The organism is Sphingomonas sp. BK235 (assembly GCF_004345855.1).
Lineage (GTDB): Bacteria > Pseudomonadota > Alphaproteobacteria > Sphingomonadales > Sphingomonadaceae > Sphingomonas.
The window spans coordinates 894,322-916,081 of the sequence record NZ_SLXN01000001.1 but is presented as its reverse complement, the minus strand read 5'-3'; the positions used below and the strand labels follow the sequence as shown (position 1 = coordinate 916,081).

The following is a 21,760-nucleotide window of genomic DNA, read 5'->3' as shown; positions in this document are numbered from 1 at the left end:
GTACTCACCCCTCGTCCGTGACGCGCGGGCTGATCGTCAAGCGCTGGATCACCGCGCGGCGCGGCTGGGTGAGGAGGTAATGCACCCCCACCGCGATGTCCTCGGCGCGGAGCATCTTCTCCTCGGCGATCATGTCGCGCTGCCGCTCGGGTGGGATGTCGGGCAATTGCATGTCCGACCCCGTCAGGCCGGGCTCGACCAGCGCGACCCGCACGCCCCTCGGTCCGAGCTCGCGCCGCAGCGCGATCGAGAAACCCTGCAGCCCGCTCTTGATCCCGGCATAGACGGTGGAATGCGGCCCCAGCGCATAGGCGCTGGTGGAGCCGATCATCACCACGTCGCCGGCGGTCAGGTCGCACGCGGCGCGCTGGGTGAGCAACAGATAGTGGGTGAAATTCAGCGCGATCGCGTGGAGCAGCGCGGCCTCGTCCATCTCGGTCACGCCGCCCGCCGCCTCCGCCGCATTGGCGACCACGACGTCATAGCCGCCGAGCGCCGCGCCGGCGGCGTCGACCGCGGCGCCGACCTGGTCGGGCCGGCTGAGATCGAACAGCCCGCCCTCGCCGTCGCCGACCTCGCGCACGCGCGCCAGCGCGTCGTCGAGATGCGCCTGATCGGTGCCGACGAGATAGACGCGCGCGCCCTCGGCCGCGAGCAGCACCGCGATGGCGCGGCCGATCCCGGTGGTGCCGCCGGTGACGATGGCGCGTCGCCCGGCGAGCGAGAGCCGCTCGGTATGCGCGTCACTGATCTGGGTCATGCTGGTCCTCTCGCTCACCCCGACCGAGCGAGACGAACCGTCAGCGCGCGGGTTCCGCGGTGGCGGCGAGCAGCCGATCGATCGCGGGCAGCAGCACCGGCTCGTCGAGCAGCGGGGCATGGCCCACCCCCGGCACCGTGACGCGCTCGGCGCGCGGCAGCGTCTCGGTCATGCGAATCGCGGTGGCCTCGCTGAGGATGTCGCTGCGCTCGCCGCGCGCGACCACCACGGGCGCCTCGCCCAGCGCGGCGAGGGCACGCCACAGGTCCGGCCCGGCCTCGCCGCCGGGCAGGCGGAACGGCTCGGCGATCCGCATGTCATAGTCGAGCACGATCCGTCCCGCGCTGTTGAGCCGGTACAGCCGCTTCGCCATCGCGAGCCAGCGCTCGATCGTCCAGCCGGGATAGGCATCGGCGTTGCTCTCCTGCAGCCCGCGCGCGGCGTGGAGCCAGGTGGGATAGTTGCTCGGCTTGCCGACATAGCCGCGGATCCGCGCCAGCCCGCCCGGCTCGATCGCGGGACCGATGTCGTTGAGCAGCGCGCCCGCGATCCGCCCCGGCAGCATGCCCGCGAGCAGCATCGTCACGATGCCGCCCAGCGAGGTGCCGACCGCGACGACGCGCTCGACCGACTCCTGCGTCAGCAGCGCGACCACGTCCTGCGCGTAGGTGAGCGGGACATAGGTCATCGGATCCTTGGCATAGCCGCTCTCGCCGCGGCCGCGGAACTCGACCGCGAGCACGCGCCGCCGCCCGTCCAGCGCGGCGACCAGAGGCTCGAAGTCGCGGACGTTGCGCGTCAGCCCGGGCAGGCACAGCAGCGGCGGCGAGGCGTCGCCGGCGGGGCCGGGATAGTCGCGCGCGTGCAGCCGCAGCCCGTCGGCGGACCACCAATAGACGTCGCGAAATCCCGCCATGCTTGCTTCCCCGCTTCCGCGGCCCCCATATCCACGCATGCCCTTCGACCCGCAAGCATATCGCCCCGAGCGCGCGATCCTCTCGCTCGGCGAGCCCTTCTACGATCCCGTCCGCGCCGCCGACTTCCCCGAGACGCGGCTGCGCTTCCGCAACGATCGCGCCGCGACGGAGGTGGGGCTGCGCGGGCTCGACGACGCGGAATGGGTGGCGCACTTCGGCCGCTTCATGCCGCTGCCCGACAGCCTCGAGACGCCGCTGGCGCTGCGCTATCACGGGCATCAGTTCCGCGCGTACAACCCCGATATCGGCGACGGGCGCGGCTTCACCTTCGCGCAGCTGCGCGACCGCGACGGGCGGCTGCTCGATCTCGGCACCAAGGGATCGGGGCAGACGCCGTGGAGCCGCTTCGGCGACGGCCGGCTGACGCTCAAGGGCGGGGTGCGTGAGGTGCTCGCCAGCGAGATGCTCGAGGCGCTCGGCGTGCCGACCTCGCGCACTTTCTCGCTGATCGAGACGGGCGAGGCGCTGGAGCGCAACGACGAGCCCTCACCGACGCGCGCGGCGGTGCTGGTGCGGCTGAGCCATGGCCATATCCGTATCGGCACCTTCCAGCGGCTCGCCTATCACCGCGACGAGGACGCGATGCGGCGGCTGGTGCGCTACGTGCTGACCGAGCTGTACGATGAACCCGGCGACGACCCGGTGCGGCTGCTCGAGCTGGTGGTGGCGCGCACCGCGGTGCTGGCGGCGCGCTACATGGCGGCGGGGTTCGTCCACGGCGTGCTCAACTCGGACAATATCAACGTCACCGGCGAGAGCTTCGATTATGGCCCGTGGCGCTTCGCGCCGACATGGGACCCCGGCTTCACCGCTGCCTATTTCGACCATGGCGGGCTGTACGCCTTCGGTCGTCAGCCCGAGGCGATCCTGTGGGACGTGATGCAGCTCGCCTCCTCGCTGCGGCTGATCGCGGAGAGCGACCCGCTGGTGGCGGCGCTCGACGGGTTCGCGGCGGCGTATCAGCCCGCAGTGGCGGCGGCGCTGCTGTGGCGGATGGGACGCGCCTCGCGCGACGAGGCGAGCGACCGAGCGCTGGTGCAGGCGGTGGAGCGCGCGCTGCGTGCGAGCGGGGTCGGGCTCGACCGCTTCTTCTTCGACGTGTTCGCGCAGGAACTGCCGGAGCGCTACGGCGCCGAATGGGACGGGGTGCGCGCGGCGCTGTCGGACTATGCGGCGCGCAGGCCGCGCGACCATGCCTATTGGCGCGGCGAACCGTGCGCGATGCTTATCGACGAGGTCGAGGCGATCTGGGCGCCGATCGCCGAGCGCGACGACTGGGGCGCGTTCGCGGCCAAGCTGGCGGCGATCCGGCAGATGGCGGAGGCGCTGGGGTGAGAGAGGCGCGGGCGAAATCAAACCGCCTCCTCCCCAGCGTCATCCTGAACTCGTTTCAGGATCCACCGGGCCGCGAACACCAGATCGTTAGCTCCTGCCGCACCGTGGATCCTGAGACGAGCTCAGGATGACGCCAGTCGGGTGAGCGGCGCGCGCGTGCCCCCTTCCCCCGCCCCCGATTGGCAAGTTACGCAAAGTGCGCGAAGAGGGCGCATGGCAGAACTGATCTCGTACGAGCCCGCCACCGGCGCCGAGCTCTGGCGCGGCCCGACGAGCGACGTCGATCAGGAGGTCGCCGCGGCGCGCGACGGCTTCGTGCCATGGGCGGCGCGCTCGCTCTCCTTCCGCATCGAGACGCTGCGCCGCTTCGCCAACGTGGTGCGCCAGCGCGCCGACGCCTTCACCGAGGTGATCGCGCGCGAGACCGGCAAACCCTTGTGGGAAGCGCGCACCGAGGTCGACAGCGTCGTCGCCAAGGTCGACATCTCGGTCACCGCTTATGCCGAGCGCACCGCGCAGCGCCGCATGGATGCGCCGATGAACAGCCGCATGGCGCTGCGCCACAAGCCGCACGGCGTGCTCGCGGTGCTGGGCCCGTACAATTTCCCCGCGCACCTGCCCAACGGCCATATCGTCCCCGCACTGATCGCGGGCAATGCGGTGGTGTTCAAGCCGTCCGAGAAGACGCCCGCGACCGGGCTGTTCCTGGTCGAGTGCCTCCACGCCGCGGGGGTCCCCGCCGAGACGGTGCGCGTCGTGATCGGCGGGCCGGAGGAGGGCCGGGCGCTCGCGGCGCATCCGGGGATCGACGGGTTGCTGTTCACCGGCTCGGCGCGCACCGGCATCGCGCTCAACCGCGCCTTCGCCGACAAGCCCGAGAAGATCCTCGCGCTCGAGATGGGCGGCAACAACCCGATCCTGGTGTGGGACACGCCCGACCTGCCCACCGCCGCGGTGCTGGTGGCGCAATCGGCCTTCACCACCGCGGGGCAGCGCTGCACCGCGGCGCGGCGGCTGATCGTGCAGGACACGCTGGCCGACGCGCTGCTCGCCGAACTGACCAGGCTGACCAACCGGCTGATCGTCGGCGCGCCGCACGACGATCCCCAGCCCTTCATGGGCCCGGTGATCGACAATGAGACCGCCGACGGGCTGAGCGAGAGCTTCCTCGCGCTGATGATGAAGGGCGGCCGCCCGATCCGTCACATGGCGCGCCCCGATCCCGAGCGCCCGTTCCTCACCCCCGGTATCATCGACGTCACCGACGTGAGCGAGCGGCCCGACATGGAGCTGTTCGGCCCGCTGCTCCAGGTGGTGCGCGTCGACGATTTCGACGCCGCGATCGCCGAGGCCAATGCGACGCGCTACGGCCTGTCCGCCGCGCTGATCAGCCAGACGCCCGCGCTGTTCGACCGCTTCTGGGCGGGCGCGCGCGCGGGCATCGTCAACTGGAACAGGCCGACCAACGGCGCCTCCTCCTCGGCGCCGTTCGGCGGCATCGGCTGGTCCGGCAACCATCGGCCGAGCGCTTATTACGCGGCCGATTATTGCGCCTATCCGGTGGTGTCGAACGAGGCCGAGGCGGCGCGCGCCTCGATCGGCATCGGTTTGGCCGACGGCTGAACCCACGCCGCCCCTCGACAGCCCCGGGTGCGCCGGGCATCAGCGCGCGCGAACAGGGAGATAGATGATGCCCAGCGGATTGGTGGCGCTGCTCGACGACATCGCCGGCCTGACTCGCCTCGCCGCCGCCTCGCTCGACGACGTGGCCGGCGCCGCGGCCAAGGCGGGGACCAAGGCGGCGGGCGTGGTGGTGGACGATACCGCGGTGACGCCGCGCTACGTCACCGGCCTGTCGCCGCAGCGCGAGCTGCCGATCATCGGCAAGATCGCGCTGGGGTCGCTGCGCAACAAGATCGTCTTCCTGCTGCCGGTCGCGATCGGGCTGAGCGCCTGGGCGCCCTGGGCGATCACCCCGCTGCTGATGCTGGGCGGCGCCTATCTGTGCTTCGAGGGAGCGGAGAAGGTGATCGAGGCCCTGTCCGGCGGGCATCACGACGACGAGGCCGACGCCAGCACCGACCCCGCCGAGCTGGAGCGGCAGAAAGTGTCGGGCGCGATCCGCACTGATTTCATCCTCTCCGCCGAGATCATGGCGATCGCGCTCGGCGAGGTCTCCGACACCCCGCTGCTGACCCAGGCGATCACGCTGGCGGTGGTGGCGGTGGCGATCACCGCGGGCGTCTACGGCGTCGTCGCGCTGATCGTGAAGGCGGACGATGTCGGGCTGCACCTCGCGCAGCGCCCCTCGCCCGCGCTGCGCGCGATCGGGCGCGGGCTGGTCAAAGGCGTGCCCGTGCTGATGCGCTGGCTGGCGGTGATCGGCACCGCGGCGATGCTGTGGGTGGGCGGCGGCATCCTGCTCCACGGCGCCGAGACGTTGGGATGGCGCGCGCCGCAGCATCTCGTCCACCATCTCGCCGAGCGCGTCGAGCATGGCGTGCCGGCGCTCGGCGCGGTGCTCGGCTGGCTGCTGACCGCGACGCTGTCAGGCTTGGTCGGACTGGCGGTAGGCAGCGCGATCGCGGGGCTGCTCCATCTGTTCCACCGCGGCGGCAACGAGGCGCATTGAGAGGATCTGCGGCCCATCCGCGCGCGAGGTCGACCGCTGGCCGCCGGTGTGCCGGGGTGTGTCCGCCTCCGGGTTGTGACGATGGCCCGGGCACCTGCTCGCCCGCAGGCGCTCACGCCACCGGGCCGGGGAAAAAGCCAGGCTAGGCACGCGACAAGCGAACAACGGTTGCGCGCCCCCCTACCCGCCGCCCATGTTGCGGGCATGGCAAGCCTTCTCGATCCCGACGCGCGCGGCCGCGTCATTCTCGTCGGCGCGGGACCGGGCGATCCCGGGCTGCTCACGGTGCGCGCGGTGGAGGCGCTGCGCCTCGCCGATGTCGTGGTCCACGACGGGCTGATCGACGACCGCGTGCTCGCGCTGGCCCCCGGCACCGCGCAGCGCATCTCGGTGGCCAAGCGCCGCGCGCGCCACACGCTGCCGCAGGAAGCGATCAACGCGCTGATCGTCGCGCACGTCCGCGCCGGCAGCGTGGTGGTGCGGCTCAAGGGCGGTGACCCCTTCATCTTCGGACGCGGCGGTGAGGAGGTCGAGGCGGTGCGCGCCGCCGGCCTCGCGGTGGAGGTGATCCCCGGCGTCTCGGCCGCGCTCGGCTGCGCCGCCGAGGCGATGCTGCCGCTCACGCATCGCGATCACAGCTCGGCGGTCACCTTCGTCGCCGGCCAGTGCAAGGGGCTGACCGATCAGGACTGGTCCGGCCTCGCCGGCCAGGGTCGCACGCTGGTGATCTACATGGGCGTCGCCACCGCCGAGGCGATCGCGGACAAATTGATGGCCGACGGCGTCGCGCCCGACATGCCCGTCGCGGTGCTCGAGAAGGGCACGCTGCCGGGCCGGCGCGCGCTGCGCACGCTGCTGGCCGATCTCGGTGCGATGGTGGCGCGCGAGCAGGTCGCCAGCCCGGCGATCATCGTGGTCGGCGAGGTGGTCGAGCTGTCCGACGCCGAGGACCGGCTCGCCGGCTACGCGCGCGTCGCCGAGAGCGTCGGGAGTCTCTCGGCATGAGGCTGGTGACGGGCAACGATCTGCCGACCGGCGACGTGGTCTGGTGGGCGGGCGGCGGCTGGTCGCGGCACATCGCGGAGGCGATCGACGCGGGCGAGCGCGCCGAGGCGATCGCGCGCGAGGAAGAAGCGGCGCGACGCGTCAACGTGCCCTATGTGATCGAGGCGACGGCGACCGCCGAGGGTCCGCGCCCCGCGCACATCAAGGACCGTATCCGCGCGCTCGGCCCGACCGTGCGCACCGACCTGACGCTCAAGCCGGCCGACCCCAACGCGGGCAGCTGGGTAATATGAGAAACGATCCTCCCCGGCGTGGGGAGGGCGACCACTCGCCTGCGGGTGGTGCTCCCCCTTCCCATGGCCGGAAGGAGCTAGGAACGACGAATGTACCGCTACGACGAATATGATCAGGCGATCGTGGACGCACGGGTCGACGAGTTCCGCGACCAGTGCCGGCGCCGGCTCGCGGGCGAGCTGAGCGAGGATCAGTTCAAGCCGCTGCGGCTGATGAACGGCCTCTATCTCCAGCTCCATGCCTATATGCTGCGCGTGGCGGTGCCCTATGGCACGCTCAACGCGCGCCAGATGCGCATGCTCGCCCATGTCGCGCGCAAGTACGACCGCGGCTACGGCCATTTCACCACGCGCCAGAACATCCAGTACAATTGGATCAAGCTGGAGGACGCCGCCGACATCCTCGCCGAGCTGGCAACGGTGGAGATGCACGCGATCCAGACCAGCGGCAATTGCATCCGCAACATCAGCTCGGACCAGTTCGCCGGCGCCGCCGCGGACGAGGTCACCGACCCGCGCCCCTGGGCCGAGCTGCTGCGCCAGTGGAGCACCTTCCACCCCGAGTTCACCTACCTGCCGCGCAAGTTCAAGATCGCGGTGATCGCCGCCGACGAGGACCGCGCGGCGATGCGGCTGCACGACATCGGGCTCCAGCTGGTCGAGCGGGACGGCGCACTCGGCGCGCGAGTCTATGTCGGCGGCGGCATGGGGCGCACGCCGATGATCGCACCGCTGATCCGCGACTTCGTCGGCGCGGACGAGCTGATGAGCTATCTCGAGGCGTGTCTGCGCGTCTACAATCGCTACGGCCGCCGCGACAACATCTACAAGGCGCGGATCAAGATCCTGCTCCACGAGATCGGCGCGGACGAGTATCGCCGCCAGGTCGAGGAGGAGTTCCGCGCGGTCAAGCAGCTCGGCATCGACCCGCCCGCGGCCGAGCTGGCGCGGATCAGCGCGATGTTCGCGCCCCCGCCGTTCGACCCCGCCGCGCCCGACAGCGTCGACCGCACCGACCCCGACTTCGCCTTGTGGCTCGACCAGAACGTCAAGCCGCACAAGCAGCCGGGTTATGCGATCGTCAACATCTCGCTCAAGCCGATCGGCGGCATCCCCGGCGACGCCTCGGCCGAGCAGATCGATGTGATGGCCGATCTCGCCGAGCACTACAGCGCCGACGAGCTGCGCGTCACCCACGCGCAGAACATCGTCCTGCCGCACGTCCGCAAGGCCGACCTCTACGCGGTGTGGCAGCAGCTCACCGAGGCGGGGCTGGCCGAGGCCAATCTCGACCTGATCAGCGACATCATCGCCTGCCCCGGGCTGGACTATTGCGCGCTCGCCAACGCGCGCTCGATCCCGCTGGCGCAGAAGATCGGCCAGCGCTTCGCCGACGGCGGGCGGCAGCGCGATCTGGGCGAGCTCAAGCTCAAGATCTCGGGCTGCATCAATGCCTGCGGCCACCATCACGCCGGGCATATCGGCATCCTCGGCGTCGACAAGAAAGGCACCGAGAATTACCAGCTGCTGCTCGGCGGCTCGGGCGCGGAAGACGTCAGCCTCGGCCGCATCACCGGCCCCGGCTTCGACGAGGACGGCGTGGTCGACGCGATCGAGCGAGTCACCGACACCTATCTTCAGGTCCGTGAACAGGGCGAGCGCTTCGTCGACACCTATCGCCGCGTCGGCATGCAACCGTTCAAGGAGGCGATCTATGGTTGAGCCGCGCGCCCGGAGGATCATCGCATGAGCGACAACGTGCTGCGCTACCGCGATGACGAGGCGCATGACGAGCCCGCGGTAACGCTCGACGCCTTCGTCGCCGGGCAGACCAACGCCGGCGCGGTGCGGCTGGAGGCGGGCGACGACGCGCGCGCGCTGCTGCCGCATCTCGACCGGCTCGCGCTGGTCGAGGTGTCGTTCCCGAGCTTCCGCGACGGGCGCGGCTATTCCAGCGCGCGGATCCTGCGCGAGGCGGGCTATGCCGGCGAGCTGCGCGCCGCGGGCGATGTGCTGGTCGACCAGATCCCGCACATGCGCCGCTGCGGCTTCGACAGTTTCGCGCCCGAGGCGGCGGTCGACGCGGCGGTGCTGGAGCGCTCGCTGGCGCGTTATCCGACCCCCTATCAGCGCGCCGCCGATGCCAAGGTGCCGGTGTGGAAACTGCGTCATGGCTGAGCCCGCGCGCCAGCTCGACACGATCGACGTGACGCCGACCTTCACCGCGGAGGAGGCGTCGGCGCTCGACGCGCGCTACGCCGACGCCACCGCGCCCGAGCTGCTCGCCGAACTGATCGGCGGTCCGCTCAAGGGACGGATCGCGGCGGTGTCGTCGTTCGGCGCCGAGTCCGCCGTGCTGCTCCACATGGTCGCGGCGGTGGATCGCGACGTGCCGGTGATCTTCACCAACACGCAGAAGATGTTCGGCGAGACGCTGGCCTATCGCGACGAGCTCGCCGAGCGGCTCGGTTTCACCGACCTGCGCGTGTTCCGCCCCGACCCGCGGCTGCTGCGGCTCAAGGACGAGAAGGGTCTGCGTTGGTCGTATGACCCCGACGGCTGCTGCGAGCTGCGCAAGGTCGAGCCGCTGCGGCGCGCGCTGCTGCCGTTCGCGGCGTGGATCTCGGGGCGCAAGGGCTTTCAGGCCTCTACCCGGCGCGCGATCCCGCGCGTGGAGGTCGATGACGGGCGGCTCAAGATCAACCCGCTCGCCGACTGGTCGAAGGAGCGGCTCGACGCCTATTTCAGCGAGCACGACCTGCCGCACCATCCGCTTGAGGCGCAGGGCTATCTGTCGATTGGCTGCGCGCCCTGCACTTCGAAGGTGCGCCCGGGCGAGGACCCGCGCGCGGGGCGCTGGCGCGGCTGGGACAAGGTGGAATGCGGCATCCATGTCGCGGGCAAACCGGGCGAGGAGCCGGCGTTCTAAGCGGGCTGGCGTGTGTCCGCCTGCGAATGACGGAAGGTCGCGGCGGTAGGCTGATGTCCTATGGTCGAGAGCGATCGCCGCTGCGCACTCCTTCCTTCACACCGGGCTTGTCACTCAAGTAAATCACAGCTTCCGCAAACCGTTGCGACGGTCGCGGAACGTTCCTCCTCATCCGTCATCCCGGACTTGTTCCGGGATCCACCGTGCCGCGAACGCGCCGCGAGCTGCTCCTGCGGTGGGGTGGATCCCGGAACAAGTCCGGGATGACGGGAGGGTTGTACGGTTGTCCCGCGTTCCCCACAGCTTGCAAACTCAACGACGTAGCGCACGACCTTCCGCCCCCGCCCTTGACACCCCGGTCGACGCCGCGGATCAATCGGCCGGCCGACGGCGCGGCGCTCAGCCGCACCCCGGGGGAGTCGATCGTGCCGCGTACCGCCCTCCCCGCACCGCCGCGCTCTGCCGCCCTCGGGCTCCTCGCCATCGCCGCGCTGCTGAGCGGCTGCGGCAAGCAGCGCGACACGCCCGCGCCGCCGCGGGTCGAGGCGCGAGCGGGGCAGCTGCCGGCGGAGAGCTCGACCATCGTGGTGCCCGTCACCGCCGATCTCGCCGCGCTCGAGCGCGGGCTCGATCAGGAGACGCCGCGCGTCCTCTGGACGATCGACCAGCATCGCGACCGCTGCGTCGCCGCCAAGAAGGTTGATCTCGGCATCGGCACGGTGAAGGTCCTGCCCGATCTCGGCTGTCGCCTCGTCGGTCGCGTCACCCGCGGCGCGATCCGCGTGTCGGGCCGGGGCGAGCGGATCGACATCGTCATGCGGGTCCAGGCCGCGATCGCCGCGCGCGACGTCGGCGGCGTGCTGAGCAAGACCGCGACCGGCAGCGCGCTGGTCCGCGCCACCGGACGGCTCGGCATCGTCGGCGACTGGCAGCCCAGCGCCACACTCCACATCGCTTATGACTGGCGCGAGGAACCCGGCGTCGACATCGCCGGCCAGCGCGTCACCTTCACCTCGCGCGCCGACGCGAGGCTCAAGGGGATCGTGCGCAAGCTGGAGCGCGACCTGCCGCGTCAGCTCGCCAAGCTGCACCTGCGCGACCAGCTCGACCAGCTCTGGGCGCAGGGTTTCACCGCGATCGAGCTGAGCAAGCGCAACCCGCCCGCCTGGCTGCGCGTGACGCCGCGCGCGCTCGGGTTCGGCGGCTATCGCGTCGAGGGGCGAACGCTGCGGCTGACGCTCGCCGCCGAGGCGCTGACCGAGACCTTCGTCGGCGATCGTCCGCCTGACCCCGCGGTGACACCGCTGCCCGCGCCGTCGCGCGTGAGCGCCCGCGTCGGGCTGCGTTTCTCGGTGCCGGTGCTGGCGGACTATCGCACGCTCGAACCGGTGGTGGAGCGCACCTTGCGCAAGCTCGCCGCGCGCGGGATCAGCGTCGCGGGCGTCGGGCCGGTCGACGTCACGTTCGGCAAGGTGACGGTCTATGCCACCGCGGGAGAGCGGCTCGCGGTGGGCGTGCAGGCCAGGGTCGCGCCGCGCGCGGCCGGCAGCGCCGCGACCAGCGGCGAGGCCTGGCTCACCGCGGTGCCGTACAACGAGCCGGGCTCGCAGCTGGTGCGCGCGCGCGACGTCCAGCTAGTGGCGCATACCGACTCGGCCGCGCTCGATCTGCTGATCCGGCTGCTCGGCGAGGCGCAGGTGCAGCGCGCGGTGGCGCTCGCGCTCCAGCACGACTTCCACGATGATTATGCCGAGGTGCTCGGCAAGGCGCAGCGCGCGATCGGGGCGCGACAGCAGGGCGACTTCTTCCTCTCGACCGACGTCACCTCGGTGGAGAACGGGCAGTTGCAGGTCACCGGCGCGGGGTTGTTCCTGCCCGTGCGCGCGCAGGGGACCGCGGAGATCGCGTACCGGCCGCGGTGACGCGCCGTCGCAGCCGCTGACCGTCCGAGACGTCGAGCGCCGCTCACCCGCCCGCGCCCGAGCTACAGGAGGTCGCAGGCCAGCGACGTCAGCGCCGGACCGCCCCGGCCGCGCTGGCGGCAGGTCTGAGCGCGCGAGCAGCGCCCGGCGCAAGGTGGTCCGCTCCGCCCCACAGGATCGCCATTCTGGGGAACGTCCCGCGCCGCGGACGCCCGGCTCTCCAGCTAACAATTTGTCTTGCATAACTATTCCCGATCACCGCCAGCCCTTTGACCTTCGCGGTATACCGAATACGATGATCATAGAGTGAGGCGCCGGGAGACGACCGGCGAGGAGTTGAACGGATGGTCCAACACGTCACGGCCGCGATCCTCATGGCGACGACGGCAACCGTGACGTCCGCACTGCCGCGGGCTGCCCTTGCTCCGCCGCCGCTGGCGCCGATCGCCGAGCGATATGCCCGTGCCAGCGCCTTCTACGACGGCGGGTATGACAGACTGATGGCGAACACGGACCTCCATCCGATGTTCTCGCGCGACGGCCGCAGCGTCCTCTACCGCCTCGGCGCGAGCGGCAGCAGCGAGCTGATGGTCTACGATCTGGCACAGGGTCGATCGCACGCCATCGTCACCGAGGCGCGGCTCGCCGACATGCTGTCGCGAGCAGTCGGGCGGCAGGTCTCGGCTTATGGCGTGGGGCTCGACGGCGCCGATTATGCCGATGGCATCTACCGCTTCGACTTCGGCGGCCGGCGCTGGTCGCTGTCGGCCGACGGGAGGTTGGACGGCACGCCCGACGCGCCGTCCGACCCGAATGCGGCACGCTCGCCTGACGGACGGTTCGAGATCGTCGCGCACGGCTATGATCTGGTCGCGCGCGACCGTCGCTCGGGGCGCGAGGTCGCGCTGACCCGCGATGGGACGCGCGAACAGCCCTATGGCCGCGGGCTGGCGCTGCTCGCGGATATGATCCGGACCGGATCCGAGGAGCCGCCGATGCCCGTGTCGGTGCGCTGGTCCCCCGACAGCCGCTCGATCGTGACCTGGCGGCTCGACACGCGCGGGGTGATCCCGCTGACGATGACGCAGCAGAACCCCGGCACGCCCTATCCGCGCAGCTTCCATTACATCTATCCGCTCGCCGGCGCGGCAAAGGTGCCGCGCTTCAGCCTCTTGGCGGTCGACGTCGAGCAGGCGCTGGCGCGTCGTCGGGCGCGGTCGGTCCCGCTGGCGGTGCCGGACGGCGAGCTTCTCTATCCGGGCGACCCTTATGTCGGATGGATCGACCGCACGATCCGTGTCCAGCGCACCGAACGCGGTTACGGCAAGATCGAGATCTTCAGCGTCGATCCCATGACCGGAGTGGCGACGACCGTCGCGCGGGAAGCGGTGAAGCCGCTGGTCACCGTGACCGCCACCGAGCTCCGACCCGAGCCCGCGCTGGGCGGCGAGCTGGTGACGTCGGAGCGCAGCGGTTGGGCGCAGCTGTATCTGGTGCGCCCCGACGATCCCGACGGCGGCTTCCCGCTCACGCGCGGCGACTGGGAAGTCACCGCATTGAACCGCGTCGACGCGGCGGCGGGCACGATCCTGCTGACCGGGATGGGGCGCGAGCACGATCGCGATCCCTATTGCCGCGCCCTGTATCGCGTGACGCTGAACGGCGCGCCGCCGATGCTGCTCACCCCCGAGCCGATCGACCATGACGTCGAGGTATCCGCCGACGGCCGCTGGTTCGTCGACGCGATGTCGAGCCCGACCAAGCCCACCGTGACTGTCGTTCGCTCGACGGTCGACGGGCGGATCGTCGCCGAGCTGGGCCGCGCTGACGCCGCCGGCTTGCTCGCGCAGGGCTACGCGATGCCCGAGCCCTTCCGCGGGCTGGCGGCGGATGGCAAGACGCCGCTCTACGGCATGATCTGGCGACCCGCGCATTTCGACCCGGGGCGACGCTACCCCGTGATCGACTATGTCTACACCGGCCCGACGACGCATGCCGTGCCGGTGACGTGGCGCGATGCCGTACGCGCGCCGCCGGCGAGTGTCGCGCAATTGGGCGCTGTGGCCGTCACCATCGACGGGCGCGGCACGTCGGGGCGCGGGCAGGCCTTCCGCCTGCCCGCCTATCAGAACCTGGGCGAGGTCGGGATCGACGATCATATCGCGATGATCCGCCAGATGGCAGTGCGCTATCCGTCGATCGATCCGGACCGCGCCGGCGTGTTCGGCTTCTCGGCGGGCGGCTATGACGCCGCGCGCTTCATCCTGCGCCGGCCCGGCTTCTTCAAGGTGGCGGTGGCGGGCGCGGGCAACCACGATCTGCGGCTCGACAAGGCGTGGTGGCCCGAGGTCTCGATGGGGCTCGCCGCGCCGGAGGTGTGGGAGCGCAACTCGAACATGTCGGTGGCCGGAAATCTACGCGGCAAGCTGCTGCTGATCCACGGCGACGTCGACGACAATGTCCCCGTGACCGAGACCTATCGGCTTGCTGCCGCGCTGATCGCCAAGGGGCGGGACGTGGATGTGGTCATCCTGCCCAACACCTCGCACCGCCTCTACCAACCCTTCTTCTTCCTCAAGATGTGGGACTATTTTGTTCGGCACCTGCTGAACGAAGCCCCACCCGCGCGGTCGTGAGATGATCGCCCGCTCGCCCCGCCGTGCGCGCGATCCCCGGCCCGGTCGTCCGACGGAGGAGATGTCATGGACCCGCTGACCCGTCGCGGCGCGATGCGCCGAGGTGCCTCGATCGCGGCGGCGGTCGCGGTGCCATGGCCGATCCGCGCCGGTGCCGCGGTACCATCGCGACTGCCGCGCCGGGCCACTCCGCTCGCGCTCAGCGACGTGCGGCTCGCGCCATCGGACTTCGCCACCGCGGTGGCGGCCAATCACCGCTATCTGCTCGGTCTCAGCGCCGACCGGCTGCTCCACAACGTGCGCCGCTACGCCGGGCTCGCTCCCAAGGCCGAGATCTACGGCGGGTGGGAGAGCGATTCGCTGGCGGGGCATACGCTGGGCCATTATCTCACCGCCCTGGTGCTGATGTACCAACAGACCGGCGATGGCGAGTGCCGCGCGCGCGCCGATTATATCGTCGGCGAGCTGGCCGAGGCGCAGGCCCGGCGCGGCACCGGCTATGTCGGCGCGCTCGGCCGCAAGCGGAAGGGCGAGGACGCGATCGTCGACGGCGAAGAGATCTTCCCCGAGATCATGCGCGGGGAGATCCGCTCCGGCGGCTTCGATCTCAACGGTTCCTGGTCACCGCTCTACACCGTCCACAAGCTGTTCGCCGGGCTGCTCGACGTCCATGCCGGCTGGGGCAATGCGACCGCGCTGACCGTCCTGCTCGGGCTCGCCGGCTATTTCGCGCGCGTCTTCGCGGCGCTGGACGACGCGCAGATGCAGCGGTTGCTGGCGTGCGAATATGGCGGTCTGAACGAGAGTTTCGCCGAACTTCACGCGCGGACCGGCGATGTTCGATGGCTGCGGATCGCCGAGCGCCTCTACGACCGGCGCGTGCTCGATCCGCTCGCGGCGGGTGAGGACCGGCTGGCCGGCCTCCACGCCAATACGCAGGTGCCCAAGCTCGTCGGGCTCGCGCGGCTCCACGATCTCACCGGAGACGAACGCTATCGCGCCGCGGCGCTGTTCTTCTGGCAGACGGTGACGCGCCACCATAGCTTCGTCATCGGCGGCAACGCCGATCGCGAATATTTCTTCGGTCCCGACCAGATCGCGCACCATCTGACCGAGGCGACCTGCGAGCATTGCAACACCTACAATATGCTCAAGCTGACGCGCGCACTGTACGCGCAGCGGCCGGACGGCGCCTTCTTCGACTATTACGAGCGCGCGCATCTGAATCATACGCTGGCGCAGCTCGACCCCGGCAAGACGGGCTTCACTTATTTCACCCCGATGCAGTCAGGCGCGGGGCGCAACCATGCGCCCGCGGGGCACGAGGGTTTCGTCTGCTGCGGCGGCAGCGGGATGGAGGCGCATGCCAAGCACGGCGACTCGATCTTCTGGGAGGGCGACGGCATGTTGCTGGTCAACCTCTACATCCCGGCGCGCGCCGCGTGGCGGACGCGCGGGGCGACGCTGACGCTGGACACCGCTTACCCCTATGAGCCCGAGGCGCGGCTGCGCTTCACCGCGCTCGCGCGCGCCGGTTTCTTCGCGGTCGCGTTGCGCCTTCCCGGCTGGGCCGCGGGAGACGCGCGCGTCACCGTCAACGGCGGGCCGACGAGCGTGAGCCACGAAGCGGGCTATGCCGTCGTCGAGCGGGAGTGGCGCGAGGGCGACACGGTCGCGATCACGCTGCCGCTGCCGCTGCGGCTGGAGGCGGCGCCGGGCGGCTACGCGGTGGCGGTGCTGCGCGGGCCGCTCGTGCTCGCCGCCGATCTGGGGCCGGCGGCGGTCAACCGTTCGGGGATGGATCCGGTACTGGTGGGGGAGGATGTGCTCGCGGGCTTCAAGCCGGTGGCGGGGCGCGCGGCGACCTTCACTGCCGCCGGGGTCGGCCGCCCCGGCGACCTGACCTTCGTGCCCTTCTACCGCCAATATGATCGGCGCAGCGCGATCTACTTCCGTCACTTCACGCCCGAGCAATGGCGCGAGGCGGAAGCCGCTCTCCGCGCCGAGCGATCGCGCCAGCAGGCGATCGCGGCGCGCTCGGTCGACGTGCTGCACTTCGGCGAGATGCAGCCCGAGCGCGACCACGCGCTCGAGGGCGACTATTCCTGGCCGGTGACCTTGCACGGTCGCAACGGCCGCGACGTGCGTACGGGCGGGTTCATGGCGTTCACGCTCAAGGCACGGCGCGGGCCATTGGTGTTGCAACTGACCTATTGGGGCGAGGATGCCGACCGCGCGTTCGACGTGCTGGTCGAGGGCGCGACTGTGGCCAGCGTGACCCTTCGCGGCGATGCCCCCGGTGTCTTCGTCGACCGCGATTATCCGCTGCCGCTCGCGCTGACCCGGGGCAAGGCCGCGCTGCACGTGCGCGTCGTGCCGCACCAGGGACGCAGCGCGGGACCGATCTACGGCGCGCGGCTGCTCGTCGCGACGGGGGACGGACGATGAGGCGCGCGATCGGCCGCGCGCTCGTCGCGCTCACGCTCGCCGCCCCGTCATCGCCCAAGCCGGACTTCACGGCGCCGCCGGAGGGAATCGCCGTCACCGCGCCGGGCAATCCGATCCTCGCCGACGGGCGCTATTATTCCACCGACCCCGCGCCGATCGTCGATGGCGACACCTTGTGGATCCTCGCCGGCCGCGACGAGGCGCCCGACGGGGTCAACGACTTCATCATGAACGAGTGGCAGCTGCTGTCGACCCGCGATCCCGCCGCCGGTCGCTGGCGGCATCATCCCGCGATCGCGCGTCCGGAGGCGATGTTCGCCTGGGCCGATCACGGCCGCGCTTACGGTGGCGAGATCGTCAAGGGGGCGGACGGGCGCTTCTATTTCTACGCCCCCGTGATCGAGCAGGACAGCGACGCGCGCGACCGCTTCGCCATCGGGGTGGCGGTGGCCGAGCGGATCACCGGTCCGTGGCGCGACGCGCACCCGGCGGGGCCGATCGTGTCGCAGCGCCGGCCCGTCGCCAACGATATCCAGAACATCGACCCGACCGTCCTGATCGACGACGATGCGCGCGTCTATCTCTATTGGGGGACGTTCGGCCAGCTGCGTGGCGTCGAGTTGGCTTCCGACATGATCACGCCCAAGGGTCCGATCGTCGCGGTACGCACGCTGACCGGCTTCTTCGAGGCGCCCTGGCTGATGAAGCGGCGCGGCACCTATTACATGCTGTACGCCGCCAACAACGCCGGGCCGGGCTCATCCTGTACGCCGGCGGTGTATCACGCTTGTATCGCCTACGGCACCGCCCCCTCCCCACTCGGGCCGTGGACCTGGCGCGGGACGGTGCTGCGTCCGGTGAGTTCCACCACCAGCCACGCGGGTGCGGTGGCGTTCAAGGGGCAATGGTATCTGACCTACCATACCGCCGATGCCGTGGGTGGCGGTCATTTCCGCCGCAGCGTCGCGATCGACCGACTCGCGTGGGACGACAGCGTCGTGCCCGCCGCGATCCGGCCGGTGGTGGCGACGCGGCGCCCCCGCCCGGCCGCCCCGCCGACGCGCAACCTCGCCGCCGCGGCCGAGCCGCACGCCTCGAACGAGCCGGTGCCATCGCAATATTGGATCAAGGCGCTGAACGACGGGACCGTCCGCACCGCGCCGCTGCCGCCCGACCTGTGGGGAAGCTGGTCGCCGTCCAACCCGCCGCGCCAGTGGATCGAATATCGCTGGCTGCGACCGGTGACGCTGAACGGCAGCCGCCTGCGCTTCTGGGCGGATCACCCCGCGGGCGCGCGCGAGGGTGTCGCGCCACCGCGTGCCTGGCATCTCGCTTACTGGGACCATGGCTGGAAGAGGCTGAACGCGCGCGCCACCACTGGGCGCGACGGCTGGCACAGCATGACCTTCGCGCCGGTGACGACGCGATGCCTGCGCGCGATCCTCGACGCCTCGGGTGTCGACGGTCACTATGCCGGCGTCGCGGTGGAGGAATGGGAGGCGCTCGCACCGCGCGCCGCGCGCCGCGATCAGCAGACCTCGGCGGTGGAGGCGGGCACGCCGCCCGGGGGAACCCGCGCCGCGTGCCGGTAGAAGACGTCGGCGGCGAGCCGGTGGCGCTCGCCATAGACTTCTGACAGCACGTTGTAGAGCGCGACGTCATAGCGCGCGAGATCGGGATCATCGAGCACGCGCTGGCCGTCGATCACCGCGATGCGATTGGAATTGAACCAGGTCTGCGTCCCCTCGGCCCAATATTCGTCGACCGTGGTGGCGGCATATTCGCCCTTCCACAGCCCGCGCGCCATCGCCGCGGCATAAGCACGCTCGACCCGTGCATAGAGCGCCGGGTCGGCCCAGCGCGCCGCTTCCAGTATGCCGTGCGAGAATTCATGGACGAAGATGTTCTCGCCATAATAACGCGTGCCGGGCAGGCCGAGCAGGTTCTCGGTGGCGGCGCTGGTGAGCGTGCCGCCCATGCCGCGCGCGCGCGCATTCCAATATTGCGCATCGGTCATCCGCCCGATCCGCTCGTCATTATGTTTCTGCTCGCAGGCGGTCAGGCGAGGATCGTAGCGCGACGGCTTCTTCCACTTGCGCTGTTCGGGCAGATCGAGCGTGCCCTCGTCCACGCCCATGATCACGACGCGGAAATGGCGCGCGATCATGGCGCGGCGCAGATCGGGCCGCTCGACCAGCATCTCCACCGCGATGTCGCGCGCGGCGAGCAGCGCGGCATCGGGCACCGCCGCCGACGACACGATGGGCAGCCCCGCCGCATCGAGATAGCGGCGGTAGAAGGGATCGAGCTGGAGATCGGCCGGCGGCGGCCCGATCGTGCGCTCGGCATAGTCGACGACGCGCGCGGGCGGCGTGGCGGTGGCGGTGGGCGCGGCGACGATCGCCGCGGCGAGAGCGAGGAACATCCGGTCTTCTCCCGAGAATGGTGGCGGCCGAGGCGATGGCCGGAAGGGCGCGCGCTGCGCCCGCCCCCGTCAGAAGCGAAAGCGCGCGCCGAGCGTGAACCGCCGGCTCATCGAATTGAGTCCGGTCGGCAGATCCGGGAAGAGATAATAATAATTCTTGTCGATGACGTTGAGCAAGTTCGTTCCCTCGATGGAGACCGTCAGGAATTTGACCGGCGTGTAGTTGATTGCTGCATCCAGTCGCGACGTCGCGCGATCCGAGACAATGTTATTCTCGTCGATGGCGTCGACGCCGGTCTGATAGGTGGATCGCCAATTATATGCGATACGGGTGCTGAACTGCTTCGACTCATAATAGCCGATCACATTATAGCTCCAGCGCGATACGTAGGGCGCGCGTTTCTTTACCAGTTCATAGTGGATCACGCCGGTCTCTTCCTCCTCCTCGGATTCGGCCGGCAAATAGAGGTCGGCGGTCGGGATCCACGTGGCATTGGCCGTGACGCCGAGGTTGCGGAGGACACCCGGCAAAAAGGTGAAGAAGCTGGTCGCCTGGAATTCGAAACCCTGCGTCTGTCCCGGGCCGGCATTGCGCGGCTTGACGACATAATGCAGTCCGTGAAATTCCGGAACAAACTCCTGCTGCCGGGTCTCGTAGATGAACCCCTTCTGGTTCTTCGAGAAACCCCCGAGCGAGATGATCCCGCCGCGGCCGAAATACCATTCGAGCGCCAGGTTGAAATCGTCCGTCCGGGTAGGCTTGAGGTCGGGATTGCCCGCGTACACCGGGTCGTTCGGATTGGCATAATTGAACTGGAGAAAATTGCGCAGCGAGTACAGGCCGGGGCGCTGTACGTTGTGGCTATAGCTGCCGCGTAGCTTCAGCTTCTCCGCGAGCGCGACGTTGATGAAGGCGCTCGGAAGAAGATCGATATAATTGCCGCGCACCGAGGTCAGGGTATAGACGTTCGGGAAGAACTTGCCGGTCGGACGATCGAACTCGTCGTAGATCTGTGCCCCGATGCGGATGTTCGATCCCATCATCGAGGCGAAGGTGTTGACGTAGCGCAGGCCGACTTCGCCGTCGAACGGCAGTCCCCATTCGAACCCGTAGCCCAGGCTGGCATAGGCCGCGAAGACGTTCTCGGTCGTTCGACCGACGTTGACCGGGTCGCCGATGTCCGGCCGCCGATCCGCGAAGTGCGCGGCCACTCCTCGGTTACTACCAGGTCCAACGAGCTCATCCGGTCGGTTGGCGATGATGAACGCGGTGACCTCGGGCCAACGCGCGAACAACTGGTCGGAGTCGAGCTGCGTCCAGCGCATCGGCGAACCCGATGGCAAGCGGGGGGCGATGGTCACCGGATCGATCCCGACGACCGATGTCAGCAGCGGCTCCGTCTCCGGATTTTGCCAATTTGCGTTGCGATAGCTGGTGCTGAACTGATTGTCGCTGTGGACATAGCGCGCGCCGAACCGACCGACGCGCAACAGTCCGGTGCGGCTGAGATCCTTGCGGATGTCGACCTGCGTCGAGACCGAGTTGTTCTTCCCCGCGGAAATATTGTCGCGGAGGCCGGTGATCCGGCCGAGCGATGCATCCGTCGGCGAGACGTTGAACGAGAAATAGGGGCCGTTATTGGCGACATGGGGCGAGTCGAAGTCGATCCGGGCCTGGGTGAGCCCGAAATATTCGCCACTGTGCCCGTTGGAGTAGCCTTGCGTATCGCCCCATTGATATTGCGCACTGACGTCGATGGACAATCCACTGACGGCATAATGTGTTTCCAGATTCGTGCGATACGAATGCGAGCTGCCCTCGCTGCGCCCGCCGTCGAAGCCAGTGGTGAGGCGACCGTGGTTTTTCAGTTCGCCCTCGTCATCTGGAAGATTGAAGATGTCATATCCCAGCAGAGCGCCATCACTGGCGTATCTGACATTCTGCAGGGTGTAATAGTTTTCGCGCGTGCGCAGGAACAGCGACGCATAGGATCCCGCGGATCGACCGCCGAAATAGGAACCCTCCAGGACGAAATTGAGCCGAGCGCTCGCCCTCCACTGGAGCGCGCCGCTCAGGGATCTGTTGTGACGCGTGCCGCTGCTGAGCCCATAAGCTGCGCGATAGGGGGCCATCACCTTGTCGCGCCGATCCTCCGGCAGGCTCAGGCGGATGGTGCAGGTGTCGCAGCCCAGGAGCGCGGGCGACTCGCTCCCCGCCCCCGGCTCCGCATCGAGGTCGAGCAAGACGTGCCTCCGTATCGCCCGCCAAAGGGCCATCGAGGCCAGCGGCATCGAACAGGAACACCTTCTCGCAAGGAGACTGGCTGGGGCGGCAGGATTCGAACCTGCGAATGCCGGTACCAAAAACCGGTGCCTTACCGCTTGGCGACGCCCCAAC

16 protein-coding genes and 1 tRNA gene are annotated in these 21,760 nt (G+C 69.7%); 12 read left to right on the top strand and 5 right to left on the bottom strand.

The window, feature by feature from the left end:
- Positions 1 to 4: 4 nt before the first annotated feature.
- Positions 5 to 760 (bottom strand): SDR family oxidoreductase, encoded by a 756-nt coding sequence (locus EV292_RS04205; RefSeq protein ID WP_132907878.1) that lies wholly within the window; start codon positions 758 to 760, stop codon positions 5 to 7.
- 40 nt (positions 761 to 800) lie between these two features.
- Positions 801 to 1,676 carry an alpha/beta hydrolase gene (locus tag EV292_RS04200; protein ID WP_132907877.1) on the bottom strand — a complete coding sequence of 292 codons (876 nt, stop codon included), beginning with the start codon at positions 1,674 to 1,676 and terminating at the stop codon, positions 801 to 803.
- Between the two features lie 37 nt (positions 1,677 to 1,713).
- Between EV292_RS04200 and EV292_RS04195 the strand changes: the two genes are divergently transcribed.
- The 12 genes from EV292_RS04195 (at position 1,714) to EV292_RS04140 (ending at position 18,529) form a co-directional block, all read left to right on the top strand.
- On the top strand, positions 1,714 to 3,072 hold the full coding sequence (locus tag EV292_RS04195; protein WP_132907876.1) for a protein adenylyltransferase SelO family protein: 1,359 nt from the start codon (positions 1,714 to 1,716) through the stop codon (positions 3,070 to 3,072).
- A gap of 213 nt (positions 3,073 to 3,285) precedes the next feature.
- Positions 3,286 to 4,695, top strand: coding sequence for a succinylglutamate-semialdehyde dehydrogenase (astD, locus tag EV292_RS04190; protein WP_132907875.1), 1,410 nt, complete (start codon positions 3,286 to 3,288; stop codon positions 4,693 to 4,695).
- A gap of 67 nt (positions 4,696 to 4,762) precedes the next feature.
- On the top strand, positions 4,763 to 5,704 hold the full coding sequence (locus EV292_RS04185; protein WP_132907874.1) for a DUF808 domain-containing protein: 942 nt from the start codon (positions 4,763 to 4,765) through the stop codon (positions 5,702 to 5,704).
- Between the two features lie 204 nt (positions 5,705 to 5,908).
- On the top strand, positions 5,909 to 6,709 hold the full coding sequence (cobA, locus tag EV292_RS04180; protein ID WP_132907873.1) for a uroporphyrinogen-III C-methyltransferase: 801 nt from the start codon (positions 5,909 to 5,911) through the stop codon (positions 6,707 to 6,709).
- A complete protein-coding gene (locus tag EV292_RS04175; RefSeq protein WP_132907872.1) occupies positions 6,706 to 7,002 on the top strand; it encodes a DUF2849 domain-containing protein in 297 nt (98 codons plus the stop codon). The genes cobA and EV292_RS04175 overlap by 4 nt, the downstream gene beginning before the upstream one ends.
- Before the next feature lie 90 nt (positions 7,003 to 7,092).
- Positions 7,093 to 8,724: a nitrite/sulfite reductase gene (locus tag EV292_RS04170; protein ID WP_132907871.1), complete on the top strand. Its 1,632-nt coding sequence runs from the start codon at positions 7,093 to 7,095 to the stop codon at positions 8,722 to 8,724.
- Between the two features lie 24 nt (positions 8,725 to 8,748).
- Positions 8,749 to 9,180, top strand: a complete 432-nt coding sequence (locus tag EV292_RS04165; protein WP_132907870.1) for a DUF934 domain-containing protein — start codon at positions 8,749 to 8,751, stop codon at positions 9,178 to 9,180.
- Positions 9,173 to 9,931, top strand: coding sequence for a phosphoadenylyl-sulfate reductase (locus EV292_RS04160; protein WP_132907869.1), 759 nt, complete (start codon positions 9,173 to 9,175; stop codon positions 9,929 to 9,931). The genes EV292_RS04165 and EV292_RS04160 overlap by 8 nt, the downstream gene beginning before the upstream one ends.
- A 425-nt stretch (positions 9,932 to 10,356) precedes the next feature.
- Positions 10,357 to 11,853 carry a DUF4403 family protein gene (locus EV292_RS04155; protein WP_243693591.1) on the top strand — a complete coding sequence of 499 codons (1,497 nt, stop codon included), beginning with the start codon at positions 10,357 to 10,359 and terminating at the stop codon, positions 11,851 to 11,853.
- A gap of 344 nt (positions 11,854 to 12,197) precedes the next feature.
- Positions 12,198 to 14,489, top strand: coding sequence for a prolyl oligopeptidase family serine peptidase (locus tag EV292_RS04150; RefSeq protein ID WP_132907867.1), 2,292 nt, complete (start codon positions 12,198 to 12,200; stop codon positions 14,487 to 14,489).
- 66 nt (positions 14,490 to 14,555) lie between these two features.
- Entirely contained in the window at positions 14,556 to 16,937 is a 2,382-nt protein-coding gene (locus EV292_RS04145) for a glycoside hydrolase family 127 protein (RefSeq protein ID WP_243693590.1), read from the top strand.
- Positions 16,934 to 18,529: a family 43 glycosylhydrolase gene (locus tag EV292_RS04140; RefSeq protein ID WP_132907866.1), complete on the top strand. Its 1,596-nt coding sequence runs from the start codon at positions 16,934 to 16,936 to the stop codon at positions 18,527 to 18,529. The genes EV292_RS04145 and EV292_RS04140 overlap by 4 nt, the downstream gene beginning before the upstream one ends.
- Here the strand turns inward: EV292_RS04140 and EV292_RS04135 are convergent.
- The 3 genes from EV292_RS04135 to EV292_RS04125 form a co-directional block, all read right to left on the bottom strand.
- On the bottom strand, positions 18,466 to 19,362 hold the full coding sequence (locus EV292_RS04135; protein WP_243693589.1) for a glycoside hydrolase: 897 nt from the start codon (positions 19,360 to 19,362) through the stop codon (positions 18,466 to 18,468). The genes EV292_RS04140 and EV292_RS04135 overlap by 64 nt on opposite strands.
- A 69-nt stretch (positions 19,363 to 19,431) precedes the next feature.
- Complete coding sequence (locus EV292_RS04130) at positions 19,432 to 21,606, bottom strand: TonB-dependent receptor (RefSeq protein WP_165927006.1); 2,175 nt, start codon at positions 21,604 to 21,606, stop codon at positions 19,432 to 19,434.
- Between the two features lie 77 nt (positions 21,607 to 21,683).
- Positions 21,684 to 21,758, bottom strand: a tRNA-Gln gene (locus EV292_RS04125).
- Positions 21,759 to 21,760: the final 2 nt, after the last annotated feature.

Bases quoted from the DNA above. Each gene is read 5' to 3' on its own strand.
- EV292_RS04205 (WP_132907878.1), bottom strand. From the start codon at position 760: ATGACCCAGATCAGTGACGCGCATACCGAGCGGCTCTCGCTCGCCGGG.
- EV292_RS04200 (WP_132907877.1), bottom strand. From the start codon at position 1,676: ATGGCGGGATTTCGCGACGTCTATTGGTGGTCCGCCGACGGGCTGCGG.
- EV292_RS04195 (WP_132907876.1), top strand. From the start codon at position 1,714: ATGCCCTTCGACCCGCAAGCATATCGCCCCGAGCGCGCGATCCTCTCG.
- astD (WP_132907875.1), top strand. From the start codon at position 3,286: ATGGCAGAACTGATCTCGTACGAGCCCGCCACCGGCGCCGAGCTCTGG.
- EV292_RS04185 (WP_132907874.1), top strand. From the start codon at position 4,763: ATGCCCAGCGGATTGGTGGCGCTGCTCGACGACATCGCCGGCCTGACT.
- cobA (WP_132907873.1), top strand. From the start codon at position 5,909: ATGGCAAGCCTTCTCGATCCCGACGCGCGCGGCCGCGTCATTCTCGTC.
- EV292_RS04175 (WP_132907872.1), top strand. From the start codon at position 6,706: ATGAGGCTGGTGACGGGCAACGATCTGCCGACCGGCGACGTGGTCTGG.
- EV292_RS04170 (WP_132907871.1), top strand. From the start codon at position 7,093: ATGTACCGCTACGACGAATATGATCAGGCGATCGTGGACGCACGGGTC.
- EV292_RS04165 (WP_132907870.1), top strand. From the start codon at position 8,749: ATGAGCGACAACGTGCTGCGCTACCGCGATGACGAGGCGCATGACGAG.
- EV292_RS04160 (WP_132907869.1), top strand. From the start codon at position 9,173: ATGGCTGAGCCCGCGCGCCAGCTCGACACGATCGACGTGACGCCGACC.
- EV292_RS04150 (WP_132907867.1), top strand. From the start codon at position 12,198: ATGGTCCAACACGTCACGGCCGCGATCCTCATGGCGACGACGGCAACC.
- EV292_RS04145 (WP_243693590.1), top strand. From the start codon at position 14,556: ATGGACCCGCTGACCCGTCGCGGCGCGATGCGCCGAGGTGCCTCGATC.
- EV292_RS04140 (WP_132907866.1), top strand. From the start codon at position 16,934: ATGAGGCGCGCGATCGGCCGCGCGCTCGTCGCGCTCACGCTCGCCGCC.
- EV292_RS04135 (WP_243693589.1), bottom strand. From the start codon at position 19,362: ATGTTCCTCGCTCTCGCCGCGGCGATCGTCGCCGCGCCCACCGCCACC.